A 12,723-nucleotide genomic window follows, 5' to 3' on the forward strand; every position below is an offset into this window, starting at 1 on the left:
ATTCCTTCTTAATCCAGACGCCGCTGGGTTTTCCATGCAGTCAGGCCAATAAACACAATAGCGGAGGCGATCAGTAATAATAGATTTATCATCAATACCGTGCTGATATTTCCCGCCAGAAAGAGCGTATGTAAACTACTGACAAAATAACGAGCCGGGATGAAATAGGTCACTACCTGAATAAAGGCGGGCATGCTGTTTATTTCGAAGATGAAGCCGGAAAGCATAATTGCAGGTAGAAAGGCGACATTCAACGCTATCATTGCTGCATTAAATTGGTTGCGGGTCACCGTAGAGATCAAAAGCCCAATACCAAGGGCGGTAGCCAGGTAGAGGCTAGTGATGGCAGACAATATCCACAGCGAGCCTCGGTATGGTACATCTAACACGAATACTGCCACTAGCATACAGAGCAGCATGGAGAATGAACCAAGCAATTGATAAGGCAAGAGTTTAGAGAGCAGTAATTCGGTGCGGGTAACTTGAGTAGAAAGCAGGGCTTCCATCGTACCGCGTTCCCATTCACGCGCAACCACCAATGACGTCAGGATGGCGCCAACCACGGTGATGATAATGGTGATTGCGCCGGGAATGATGAAATGCTGACTAATTGTTGCCGGATTGAACCAATAACGAACTTGCATATCAATCAATGGATTAGCAGTGTTTCCTAGATCTTGCCCTCTTTGTTGTAGCCAAATCTGCCATACTCCTTTGGCATAATTTTGTACAAAGCTTGCGGTATTAGGTTCACTGCCGTCAGTAATCACCTGAATTTGTGCTTTACCATCGGAGCGGGCAAGTTGCGTATCGAAATTAACAGGAATGACAACCAGTCCACGTATTTCTCCTGATTGCATCATATTAATTAATTGCTGACGATTATCACTGATTTTGGGTTCAATATAGGGCGAACCGGCAAACGCCTGTATCAACTCACGAGCATCTTTACTTTGTTGTTCTACCAGAATACCAAGACGGACGGTACTAGAATCTAGATTAATACCATAGCCAAAGATAAATAGCAGAATCAAAGGAATGACAATAGAAATTAGCCCGCTGGTGGGATCGCGTAAGATCTGTTTTGTCTCTTTTATGCAAAGTGCTTTCAATCGCCACCAAGAGAAGCGGACAGCTTGCTGTGGAGCATGTTGCTTTGGGCTATTCATTGTGGCTCCTCATCATAATTAATGACCAGATCAATAAATGCCTGTTCCATTGATGGATCAGGATTTTCATCGGTAGCAACCAATTGTTTCAAATCATCAGGTGTTCCGGCGGCAATCAATTTACCGCGGAATACCAGCCCTATTCGGTCACAATATTCGGCTTCATCCATAAAGTGGGTGGTCACCATAACGGTGACGCCTTTATCTACCATGCCGTTGATATGTAGCCAGAATTCGCGTCGTATCTGCGGATCGACACCAGAAGTCGGTTCGTCCAGAAACAGAATATCGGGCTCATGCATCAGTGAACAGGAGAGGGCAAGGCGCTGTTTATATCCCAGAGGCAATTCGTCGGTGGTTTGATGTAAAACAGATTTGAGATTGAAAGCGTCGATCATGCCGTCAATTTTCTCTTTTTGTTTACGTCCTTGCAGGCCATAAATGCCGGAAAAGAATTTCAAATTCTGTTCAACCGTCAGGTTGCCGTACAGAGAAAATTTCTGCGCCATATAACCCAAATGTTGGCGAGCTTTTCCAGAGCTGGTTTTCAGATCCATTCCTAATACCAATGCTTTACCGCTAGTGGGTACCATAAGCCCGCACATCATTTTGAATGTGGTGGATTTACCGGCTCCGTTTGGGCCAAGCAGACCAAAAATTTCTCCGCGTTTCACCTGAAAATCAACATGGTCAGTGGCCGCAAAATCGCCAAATTTTTTAGTTAAATCCCGTGCTTCAATCACTGTTTCTGTCGGATTAGCTGCAATCCGCGGCATGATCTCTGCTAATTCCGAACGACGGGTAGAGCCGCCACCGAGTAAATCGATAAAAGCATCTTCAAAGCGGGGAACAGCTTTAATAATTTTAGCATCTGGTAGTTCAAGCCGGTTAAGCAATTGTTGCGGGGAGACATCAGGTTTGAGAATAAGACGAACATATTTCCCCTGAATCACGCCATCTGTTACTTGCGGCAAGGTAAGGGCGTGTTGCAGTGTTTTTCTACGGGAATTCTGTTTGGTATCAAGTAGAAAAGAACGTCCGTACATCTTTTGGGTCAGTTTTTGCGGCTGTCCGTTGTAGAGCAACTTTCCTTGATTAAGTAATAGGACATCACGACACTGCTCAGCTTCATCCAGATAAGAAGTACTCCAGAGGATTAGCATGCCATCATCTGCCAGCTCGTGAACCATGCGCCAGAGTTCGCGGCGGGCTATTGGGTCAACGCCAACGCCGGGCTCATCCAGCAACAGAACTTTGGGTTTGCCAAGCAGAGTACAGGCAAGCCCCAGTTTTTGCTTCATACCGCCTGAAAGTTTGCCTGCCAGTCGCCCGGTAAAACGGGTCAGATCGGTAAACGTAAGTAATTGCTCATAGGTTTTTTTACGTTCATCACCCAGTACGCCACGCAGATCCGCATATAGATTCAGGTTTTCTAATACGGTGAGATCTTCATACAGGCCAAATTTCTGCGGCATATAGCCCAGTTCGAAACGCACTTGTACGCCATTTTTTATCGGATCAAGCCCCATTATTTCAATAGAACCACTATCGGGTTTCAGTAAACCCGCTAACATGCGTATCAGCGTCGTTTTTCCCGCTCCATCCGGCCCTACAAGGCCGGTAACAGAGCCGCCGTAGATTTCAGCGGTTAAGCTGGATACCGCAGGATGACTCAAATTAGGAAAAGTTTTCTCGACTTTTTCCAACCTTATCGTATATGCAGCGCTGCTCATGACAGCCCCTTATTTGTCTGAATCAGAAAAATGCAGGGTGACAGGCATACCTTGACGCAGGGCATCATCCGGATCGGTGACAATAATACGCAACCGATAGACTAGATCGGTACGTAGATCGGGGGTCTCTACATTTTTTGGCGTAAATTCGGCGGTGGGTGAAATAAAGCCAATTTTGCCGTGATAAGGTTTATCTTTGCGGTTGTCAGTATAGAGTAAAATTTCACGTCCGGGGGTTGCCTGCCCAAGATAGCTTTCACTGATATAAGCTCGAACCCAAACCGGGTCAGTCAGAGAAAGCGTAAACACCGTATTGCCTGCTGCCAGCATAGTGCCGGGTTCAATGGCGCGGGTTAGGATCGTACCCGGTGAGGGAGAAGTCAGTTGAGTATCTTGTAAATCCAATTCAGCCTGAGCGACCGCCGCTTCGGCTTGAGCAAGTTGGCCTTTGGCTTCTGCAATTTCTTCTTTACGATAACCGGTTTCGAACTGGTTCAGTTTATCTTTTGCTGCTTGTAAAGCGGCTAACGCTTGGTTGCGGTTAGTTTTAGCATCATCTAATTCGTTGGCGGAAATAACTTTGCTTTGCCACAAGCCTTGCTGGCGTTTGAGGAAACTATCAGCGAAATGCCAGGCAGCTTCACGTTGTGCGACTTCCGAACGTACTTGGGCTATTTCTTCGGTGCGATAACCCTCTTCCATCAAAGCTAAACGTGCTTTAGCGCTATCACGAGTGGCTTTTGCTTTATTGAGAGCATTAATAAATGGCCCATTGTCCAGTTGGCCGATCACTTGATTAGCCTTAATGGTATCGCCTTCATCAACTTGCAGATTGGCGAGTTTACCACCGACTCGGAAACTAAGATTAACAGTACGTATATCTACATTGCCATAGAGAGTCAGAGTTTTATCATTCTTACCTTGATAATAGTAACTTCCTAAAATAGCGCCAAGGATAACCGCGACCACTAATATTGCCAGTGTGAACTTTTTGTTGTACATGATATTCCCTGTTATTTTATTTATTCGAATTATGTTTTTTCAGTCCATTCAGTAATAAATCAATATGCTGGATAAGGATCTGATCAATCAATTTATATTCTTCGGGCCCAATATTATTCCAGCCGGTTTGGCGTAATAAGGTTTCCCTTGCCATTCTGAAAGTGAGAATTTCTCCCATTAGCGCGTGGGCATGCAGCATGGTAGAAAGCTGATGTTCATCGGCGCCGATATAGCTGGCAATCAGTTTATTTAATCTATTATGGAGGGGCGCTAGTGCTTGCTCGTGGATTAGAGTATAGGCATCCGTTGGCGCGAGTTGTTCTCGGGCCATTATCCGGCTGATATTGATACTCTCTTTTTCAATCATCAGACGATTAACGCCAAGAAATCCTTCGTGAATTAATCTCAATATATTTTCCGGTGAGCCAGTGGTTGATGATGAAAAAAAGTCATCGATCTCTTTAAAAAGATGAGTGAACTCCTTCTTGATTGTATCAGTAATATACTGGGCGACTGCCTGATAAAGCCCCTCTTTAGAACCGAAATAGTAGGCTATGGCTGCAATGTTTTGTTGAGCGCGCAATGCGATTTCCCTGGTAGTCGCACCGGTTAGTCCTGATTTCCCGAAAATTTCAAGGGCTGCTTCGAGTAGCTGTTGTTTGGCTTGTTCGCCTCTGGCGGTTTGGGTGTTGTAGACTGACATGGACATGAATCCTGTTGCAAATAATCAAAAGACTTAAACAAAATATCAATCATTGGTTAACTCTATACTTATAGTAAATCAATGTAAATTGCATAAAAATGTTATGGATCATGAAAATTACCGGGTAAATAGCTGTAGTTTTAGTTGCACCCTCAGAAAGTATATCTGATATAATAATTCAGATATGGAGCATTGCAGTTTGTGTTTTTTCCTTTGTGGTATTTACCACGTCTGATTTTCTTCCCATAAAACTGCCCCTGAATAGCGTTCAGGAATGGTGAAGTCTGGAGCATTTCTTATTTATGAGTTTTGAATCACTTGGCTTAAGTGCTGATATTTTGCGTGCCATTGAAGAACAAGGTTATTCGGTTCCAACGCCGATCCAACAGCAGGCAATCCCTGTCGTATTAGCAGGTAAAGATTTATTAGCGAGTGCTCAAACAGGCACGGGTAAAACCGCAGGTTTTACCTTACCCATGCTGCAACGGTTAAATGATTCTCCTATTCAGGTGAAAGGGCGTCGGCCAGTCAGAGCATTAATCTTGACGCCAACCCGTGAATTGGCGGCTCAAGTGGGTGAAAATGTACGTGATTACAGTAAATACCTCAGATTGCGCTCTCTGGTTGTTTTTGGCGGTGTTAGCATTAACCCTCAGATGATGAAATTGCGGGGTGGTGTGGATATTTTGGTGGCAACACCGGGTCGTTTACTGGATCTTGAGCATCAAAATGCCGTTGATTTATCGCGGGTAGAAATTCTGGTATTAGATGAAGCTGACCGTATGCTGGATATGGGATTTATTCATGATATCCGCCGGGTGCTGAATAAATTACCACCGAAACGGCAAAATTTGCTGTTTTCTGCCACTTTCTCTGACGATATCAAAAACTTAGCCAATAAATTATTGCATGATCCTATTAGTGTTGAGGTTGCGCGTCGTAACTCTGCTTCTGAACAGATTGAACAGTTTGTTCACTTTGTCGATAAAAAGCGTAAAGGCGAGCTGCTCTCTTTCTTGATCGGTAGCCGTAACTGGCAGCAAGTTCTGGTGTTTACTCGAACTAAACATGGCGCCAACCGTTTGGCAGAACAGTTAAATAAAGATGGTGTAACAGCTTCTGCCATTCATGGTAATAAAAGTCAGGGGGCGAGAACCCGTGCGCTGGCTGATTTTAAAGATGGCCGGATCAGAGTACTGGTAGCGACAGATATTGCTGCCCGTGGTTTGGATATTGATCAACTGCCTTATGTGGTGAATTTTGAATTGCCTAATGTCGCCGAAGATTATGTCCACCGTATCGGTCGTACTGGTCGGGCAGATGCGACAGGGCAAGCACTTTCTTTGGTCTGTGTTGATGAGCACAAGTTGTTGAAAGATATTGAGCGTTTGCTAAAACGGGAGATTCCTCGTATGGCAATTCCCGGTTATGAGCCAGATCCAACCATCAAGGCTGAACCTATCCAAAATGGCCGTCAGGCACGTGGCGATAATCGGCAGAAAAATAGCCATCGCCGTTCTGGCGCACCTTCGCGTCAGCGTAGCCGCAATCATGATGCATCCCATAAATCGCCTAACGCTAGAGGTTAATGAATGCGGGTTTTACTGGCTCCGATGGAAGGTGTGCTGGATTCCTTGGTCAGGGAACTGCTGAGTGAGATTAATGAGTATGATCTGTGCATTACGGAATTTTTACGAGTTGTCGATAGCTTATTGCCAGTAAAATCTTTTTATCGGCTTTGTCCTGAATTACGTCACCAAAGCCGGACACCGTCCGGCACATTGGTGCGGGTTCAGCTTTTGGGTCAATATCCACAGTGGCTGGCAGAAAACGCGGCACGAGCAATTGAATTGGGATCTTATGGCATTGATTTAAATTGCGGTTGCCCGTCAAAAACGGTCAATGGTAGCGGCGGTGGAGCGACATTATTAAAAGATCCTGAACTGATTTATCAGGGAGCAAAAGCGATACGTGAAGCGGTACCTGCTCATTTGCCTGTGACGGTTAAGGTTCGCTTGGGTTGGGATAGCGGCGATCGGCAATTCGAAATTGCCGATGCGGTACAACAGGCAGGCGCAACCGAAATTACGGTTCATGGGCGAACTAAACAGGATGGTTACAAAGCGGAGCGGATTAACTGGCAAGCGATTGGTGAAATTCGTCAGCGACTTTCTATTCCGGTTATCGCCAATGGTGAGATTTGGGATTGGCAAAGCGCGCAGGATTGTCTGAGTGTGACAGATTGTGAGGCAATTATGATTGGGCGGGGTGCGCTTCATGTTCCTAATTTGAGCCGAGTGGTGAAATATAACGAGCCAAAAATGTGCTGGCAGGACATTGTTCAACTATTGCAAAAATATATCCGGTTGGAAAAGCAGGGTGATACTGGACAATATCATGTTGCTCGTATTAAACAGTGGCTTGGTTATTTGCGCAAAGAATATGAAGAGGCGACAACGTTGTTTGAGAAGATAAGAAAGTTAAGAACGTCTGTTGATATAGCACATGTTATCTCTGGTGTGACGGGTGATTAACTGCCTATCCCAATAGGGCTATTTTATTTGCCATAAAGAGCGAACTTGGACAGTGCTTAAACAAAAGCATGCCCATAAATATGCAAGGTAGTTACTCTTTTTGAGGATTATTTTTATTCCACTCGTCGCGGGTTATTTCCCATGTTTCCGAAAGCATTCTTCCGCTAACATAGTCTTTATTCTCTAGCTTTATTAATTGCATACCACTTTTAATTGATATCTTCCTTGAGGCGATATTGTCACTGGATTTAGATGCTCTGAGTATTTTGCGATTTAAGGTATTAAACCAAAAATCAGTGACTACTTGGACTGCTTCGGTCATAAACCCGTTTCCATGCCATTGTGGATCTAGCCAGAAACCTCTATTATTATTTTCTTGATCATATAGCGATATCATTCCTATTATTATTGATGGATCATCCTTCTTTCTTATAGTCCAAAACCATGCATTTCCTTCTGCCATTGATGGTAGTGCGATCTTGTTTATATATTCCAAGGCGCCATCATCTGGGTAGGGCCACGGGGTGCTTGCTGTAAGATAACGAACAATTTCCCACTGAGGAAAGAGCTTTTGAATTTGTATATAATCCTTACTTTCTAAAGGATGTAATATTAATCTTCTGGTTTCTAGCTTTTTGGGTTTCATTTTGGCTTCTTTTTGTCATGTTTTGGTTTATAAAAAGTCAGATGATGATGGATTTATTATCATTGCGTGATATTTTTGTCAAAGAAATTTTAATTGATGTGATGATGGTGACTATGAATGATTTTGGCATATTGGGAAAAGAATGGAACCTTTAATCAAGGTTCCATTTTGGTTAAGTTATAAAAAGATTCAATGTGATAAAATTAACAGGTATTATCTTCATCTTGAATAATAGATGAGAGGACATTTCTGATATTGCGAGATTGACCATCGTTAATCACAACAATGTCGTAATCAGTCGGTGGATTAGCACGATCATTAACTACAATAAAACTCATACCATATTCTTTGGCATAAGCATCAATGTGTTGAGATACGAGTTTTTCAATTAAACCTTGAGAAGGTTTTAAGTCAGGCGCAGTAAAAGCTAAATCTGGCGTAAGTTGGGTGTAATTCTTATCCTTCACGACTGAGATAAAACCATTAACGATTAGAGTTGATATTGGATAGAGAACCTTAATTTCTTCTAATCCTTTTACACTCCAGGCTAGGGTAACGATATCTTTACGATTGTGGATGCGGAGAAAATTACTTTCATAGCTAGACAGTAATGTTCCATTAAAAACAGATTCACTATAGGATGCAAAAACATCGTTACCGGCAGTTGGGGCAGCAAAGGAGGAAACATGAATGCGCATATTATTGTTTCCTTTATCAATATAACGTCTCTTTAAATACACACCAAGTGTAGAGGCCATCACACCGCCTAAACTGTGCCCTGTAAGGGTAATATTATGTATGCCTTCTTCCAGAGCAATTTTATCAACTGCTTCAATCAATGATTCACCATAACCAGCAGGGTTATTGCTCTTTATTTGGTTGACAATATAGTCTAAAGTTATATGGGTTCCTTTTGAAATTTTAGCATCTTTGGGGGCTTTTGAATCCCAAATTGACCAGTTTTCAGTTGTGCCTACATTGAAATTCTCATCAAACCAGTTAACAGCAGACCATGATCCGCGAATAACAATTCGATAATCGTTTGGATTATTGAGATCTTTCACAATGAATAAAACGTGATCATCTTTTTTATCTGAAACGCTCTTTTTCTTATTAACATCAACACTGCCGACACGAAAAACAGCAGGTCCCCAAACGATAGAGAATCTATTTGCTGTTGCTTTACTACTTGCTAATGCTTTTTGAATATTTTCTGAAACGATAGCCGGTTCTGGTTGATTGGTTATTATACTCCCCGAGTTAATAATAAGTCCTAACGCAAGATTTATTTTTTGATCTTCAAGAGAAATTGTCATTTTTGTTTCCAATTTTTAATATAATGAATGCTGATCTGATGTGTTAGCTTAAACATCAATGATCAATACTTTGGGTTTTTATTTAAATAACAGAGTCAAAGTTAATAATCATCTTTAAATCTGTTAAAAGAGAGTATATAATTTTTTAAAGTTATTTTATTTAACAAAATAAATTATCTATTATGAACTTTAAAATAACCGATAAAAATTATGCTATGGTTTTGTAAGATTATATTAGCTGTTGGAAATGATAACGTGAAGGGCATAGTTATATTGTTATCTACAAAAGTGAGTGATAGTGAATTGCGTAATTAGTGATAGGTAGGAAAAATAATTTATTTACTCTATTCAATTATACCCAATGGATTTCAAGATGCATCGCGACGGCAAGGGAGCGAATCCTCGGGAGCATAGCAAACTATGTGACCGGGGTGAGCGAGTGCAGCCAACAAAGAGGCAACTTGAAAGATGACGGGTATAACTTATTGCAATGAATGGAACCTTTAATAAAGGTTCCATTTAAATCAAATATATACATAATAAAATAAAGTTATGTAATGTCGATTTTATCCTTAGTCAGAAACTTGAAGAGATTAATAATACTTTCGGATAGGCTATCATTAACCACAACTATATCGTAATCAGTCGGTATCTCTGGACTATTATCAATTCGAATGAAACTCATGCCATATCCTTTGGGATATGCATCAATATGTTGATAACCTATCTTATCAAATAAGCCGTGAATAGAGTCTGGAATCTTTGTAGTAAAATAGTAATCTGGAAAGAGCTGGGTATAATTTTTATCGAGGACAGAGAGAATAACAGCATCAACAAGTATTTTGATTGCCAGATGTGGATAGATAGCTTTAATTTTCTTTAAGTCTTTTATAGCCCATGCTAAGGGAACGATATCATGGTTATTATGAATTCTCAGAAAGTTGCTTTCGTAATAACTATGTATTAATGTTCCGCTAAAAACAGACTCAGAATAGGATGCGAAAATATTATTACCGGCAGTTGGAGCTGCAAAGGTACATATTTGAATACGAATATTATCGTTTCCTTTATCAAGATATCGTCTCTTCAAATATAAACCAATAGTAGAAGCCAATAAGCCGCCCAAACTGTGCCCTGTGACGGTAATATTCAGTATCTTATCTTTCCCTTCTTCTGTGGTAATTCTATCAATTTCATCGATTAGTGATAGTGATGTGTTATCCTTATTAAGAGGCTTGCCATTAATCAGAGACTTTAATGCTAAGTCTGTTCCATAGGAGATCTTAGCGCCTTTAAATTCTTTAGGGATATTTGTGTCCCAATTTGACCAGTCTACAGTTGTCGCTACAAGAAGATCTTCATCAAGCTCGTTAATTCTGGACCAGGTTCCCCGAATGACAAGGCGATAATCACTTGGATTATCGATATTTTGCACAATCATTACAACGTGATCATATTTTTTATCGTGGTACTTTTCATTAATACGGAACACTTCCGGTCCCCAAACGATAGAAAATTTATCTGCCGTTGTCTTACTATTTTTAAGTGATTTATTAATATCACACTTGATGGTGTTTATTTTGTCTGGTTTGTCAGAAATTTCTCCAGAATTAATAATAAGGCTTAACGCGAGATTTAATTTTTGCTCTTCAAGAGATATAGTCATTTTTACTCCCTCCAGTTTTTTATATGGTAAATATTGATCTGATGTTTGGAATAAAACGTTAAGGTCTGATTTTTTGAATTTTCCGTTTAAATAAAAACATAGTTAATTTTAAAGTTAATAATGAATTTTAAATCTGTCAAATGTGTGCAAAGGATTTTTTAATATTATCTTGTTTGGTGACATGTAAATTATTTATTACGAAATTAAAACTAGGTGATAAAAATGATGTGCCAAATAATGACATGGAAATATCATTACATCTTTGAAAGGCTATATATACCCAATGGATTTCAAGATGCATCGCGACGGCAAGGAAGCGAATCCCCGGGAGCATAGAGAACGATGTGACCGGGGTGAGCGAGTGCAGCCAACAAAGAGGCAACTTGAAAGATGACGGGTATAAGTGACTTTGTATATCATTCTGATTATGGGAAGTAGTTTATTGCAATGAATGGAACCTTTAATAAAGGCTCCACTTATATGATATATAATGAGATAAAGTTATGTAATACTGATTTTACCCTTGGTTAGAAATTTGAAGAGATCAATGATACTTCCGAATAGGCTATCATTGATTAAAACAATATCGTAATCAGTCGGTATAGTTGAATTATCATCAACGGTGATAAAACTCATGCCATACTCTTTGATATAGGCATGAATATGTTGATTGCCAATATTAACCAGTAAATCATCAAACGACACTATTGGTGATATTGGAATCTGTGAGTGAATAGGGAAATCTGGGAAAATTTGCGTGTAATTCTTATCAAGGACAGAGAGGATAAGAGCATTAATTGTTACAGTTAACACGGGATAGATAGATTTAATTTTCTCCAAATCTTTTGTGTTCCAAGCCAGGGGAACGACATCTATGCTATTATGAATTCTCAGAAAATGACTTTTATAACTGGCTACTGATATGTCATTGAAAATAGATTCAGAGTAGGATGCGAAAATATCGTTACCAGCCGTTGGGCCTGCAAAAGCACAAACATTAATCCGAATATTATTATTTCCTTTATCAAAGTACCGCCTCTTTAAATATAAACCAATGGTAGAAGAGAGTACGCCTCCCAAACTATGTCCTGTAATAGTAATGTTTTGTATCCCTTCTTTCAGGGCAATTTTATCAATTGCATCAGTGAGCGATTCTCCATAACCGGGAGGGTTGTTGCTTTTCATTTGATTAATAACATAGCCTAATGCCATATCGGTTCCATGAGCAATTTTGGCATTTTTGGGTGATCTTGAATCCCATCGAGCCCAATCTTGTGTGTTACAGACAATAATATCTTCATTAAGCCAGTTAATATCTGACCATGATCCCCGAATGACAACGCGATAGTCATTTGGCTCATGGCGATTTTGCGCAATGAATAGAACATGATCATCTTTTTTATCTATAACGCTTTTTTTCGCATTAATGTCATCAACGCGAAACACTGCGGGGCCCCAGATGATAGTGAATTTATTTGCTGTTGCTTTACTGCTTTCTAATGATCTTTGGATATTTTCCGAAACAATGCCCGGTTCTGGTTTGCTAGTTTTTATACCTCCAGAGTTAATAACGAAGCTGAGTGCGAGATTTATTTTTTGATCTTCACGAGAAATAGTCATTTTTACTCCCTATTTTTTCATGTCATAAGTGTTAATGCGAAGTATTGGTATAAATATCAAGATTTAATTCTTTTTCTCTTCCATTTTGACAAAAAAAGAATTTAACTTAAAGTTAATGATAACTTTCAAATATGTCAAATGAGTATATGGATTTTTTGATATTATTTTATTTAACAAAAATATAAATTCAATAATTACATGTTAATATTATTTATATTTTTGTGGATTATATCTAATATTTAAAGGGAGTAAAAGATAAATAGCTTTGAGATTATCGCTGTGAATAATATTATTGGGAATGATTATAAATCGATGATATTCTAACGATATATAT

The 12,723-nt window shown here is 40.1% G+C and carries 10 protein-coding genes; 2 read left to right on the forward strand and 8 right to left on the reverse strand.

Features of this window, described 5'->3' with window-relative positions; genetic code table 11:
• Positions 1 to 8 precede the first annotated feature (8 nt).
• Genes V2H77_RS13220 through cecR form a run of 4 tightly spaced genes read right to left on the reverse strand, consistent with a single transcriptional unit; the run spans position 9 to position 4,607 of the window.
• Positions 9 to 1,169, reverse strand: a complete 1,161-nt coding sequence (locus V2H77_RS13220) for an ABC transporter permease (RefSeq protein WP_341499165.1) — start codon at positions 1,167 to 1,169, stop codon at positions 9 to 11.
• A complete protein-coding gene (locus V2H77_RS13225) occupies positions 1,166 to 2,902 on the reverse strand; it encodes an ATP-binding cassette domain-containing protein (protein ID WP_341499166.1) in 1,737 nt (578 codons plus the stop codon). Before V2H77_RS13225 ends, V2H77_RS13220 begins: the two co-directional genes overlap by 4 nt.
• 9 nt (positions 2,903 to 2,911) lie before the next feature.
• Positions 2,912 to 3,904 carry a secretion protein HlyD gene (hlyD, locus tag V2H77_RS13230; protein WP_341499167.1) on the reverse strand — a complete coding sequence of 331 codons (993 nt, stop codon included), beginning with the start codon at positions 3,902 to 3,904 and terminating at the stop codon, positions 2,912 to 2,914.
• A 16-nt stretch (positions 3,905 to 3,920) separates the two neighbouring features.
• Positions 3,921 to 4,607 carry a transcriptional regulator CecR gene (gene cecR, locus V2H77_RS13235; RefSeq protein WP_132344284.1) on the reverse strand — a complete coding sequence of 229 codons (687 nt, stop codon included), beginning with the start codon at positions 4,605 to 4,607 and terminating at the stop codon, positions 3,921 to 3,923.
• Between the two features lie 302 nt (positions 4,608 to 4,909).
• Here cecR and rhlE point away from each other — a divergent pair, with 302 nt between their 5' ends.
• Both rhlE and dusC read left to right on the forward strand, forming a co-directional pair.
• The gene (gene rhlE, locus V2H77_RS13240) at positions 4,910 to 6,196 is read left to right on the forward strand and encodes an ATP-dependent RNA helicase RhlE (protein ID WP_341499168.1); all 1,287 of its coding nucleotides are present in this window, start codon (positions 4,910 to 4,912) and stop codon (positions 6,194 to 6,196) included.
• A 3-nt stretch (positions 6,197 to 6,199) separates the two neighbouring features.
• Complete coding sequence (dusC, locus tag V2H77_RS13245; protein WP_341499169.1) at positions 6,200 to 7,141, forward strand: tRNA dihydrouridine(16) synthase DusC; 942 nt, start codon at positions 6,200 to 6,202, stop codon at positions 7,139 to 7,141.
• Positions 7,142 to 7,232: 91 nt separating this feature from the next.
• On the opposite strand, the gene V2H77_RS13250 is transcribed toward dusC, so the two are convergent.
• From V2H77_RS13250 to V2H77_RS13265, 4 genes are all read right to left on the reverse strand, one after another.
• Positions 7,233 to 7,787 (reverse strand): GNAT family N-acetyltransferase, encoded by a 555-nt coding sequence (locus tag V2H77_RS13250; RefSeq protein ID WP_341499170.1) that lies wholly within the window; start codon positions 7,785 to 7,787, stop codon positions 7,233 to 7,235.
• 203 nt (positions 7,788 to 7,990) lie between these two features.
• Positions 7,991 to 9,103: a lipase family protein gene (locus tag V2H77_RS13255; RefSeq protein ID WP_341499171.1), complete on the reverse strand. Its 1,113-nt coding sequence runs from the start codon at positions 9,101 to 9,103 to the stop codon at positions 7,991 to 7,993.
• A gap of 550 nt (positions 9,104 to 9,653) precedes the next feature.
• A complete protein-coding gene (locus V2H77_RS13260; RefSeq protein WP_341499172.1) occupies positions 9,654 to 10,769 on the reverse strand; it encodes a lipase family protein in 1,116 nt (371 codons plus the stop codon).
• A gap of 501 nt (positions 10,770 to 11,270) precedes the next feature.
• Positions 11,271 to 12,389 (reverse strand): lipase family protein, encoded by a 1,119-nt coding sequence (locus tag V2H77_RS13265; RefSeq protein ID WP_341499173.1) that lies wholly within the window; start codon positions 12,387 to 12,389, stop codon positions 11,271 to 11,273.
• Positions 12,390 to 12,723 lie beyond the last annotated feature (334 nt).

Source organism: Photorhabdus sp. P32, assembly GCF_038085095.1.
Lineage (GTDB): Bacteria > Pseudomonadota > Gammaproteobacteria > Enterobacterales > Enterobacteriaceae > Photorhabdus > Photorhabdus luminescens.

Coding starts and splice junctions, on each gene's coding strand:
- V2H77_RS13225 (WP_341499166.1), bottom strand. CDS start 2,902: ATGAGCAGCGCTGCATATACGATAAGGTTGGAAAAAGTCGAGAAAACT.
- V2H77_RS13265 (WP_341499173.1), bottom strand. CDS start 12,389: ATGACTATTTCTCGTGAAGATCAAAAAATAAATCTCGCACTCAGCTTC.
- cecR (WP_132344284.1), bottom strand. CDS start 4,607: ATGTCAGTCTACAACACCCAAACCGCCAGAGGCGAACAAGCCAAACAA.
- V2H77_RS13250 (WP_341499170.1), bottom strand. CDS start 7,787: ATGAAACCCAAAAAGCTAGAAACCAGAAGATTAATATTACATCCTTTA.
- V2H77_RS13260 (WP_341499172.1), bottom strand. CDS start 10,769: ATGACTATATCTCTTGAAGAGCAAAAATTAAATCTCGCGTTAAGCCTT.
- V2H77_RS13220 (WP_341499165.1), bottom strand. CDS start 1,169: ATGAATAGCCCAAAGCAACATGCTCCACAGCAAGCTGTCCGCTTCTCT.
- hlyD (WP_341499167.1), bottom strand. CDS start 3,904: ATGTACAACAAAAAGTTCACACTGGCAATATTAGTGGTCGCGGTTATC.
- dusC (WP_341499169.1), top strand. CDS start 6,200: ATGCGGGTTTTACTGGCTCCGATGGAAGGTGTGCTGGATTCCTTGGTC.
- rhlE (WP_341499168.1), top strand. CDS start 4,910: ATGAGTTTTGAATCACTTGGCTTAAGTGCTGATATTTTGCGTGCCATT.
- V2H77_RS13255 (WP_341499171.1), bottom strand. CDS start 9,103: ATGACAATTTCTCTTGAAGATCAAAAAATAAATCTTGCGTTAGGACTT.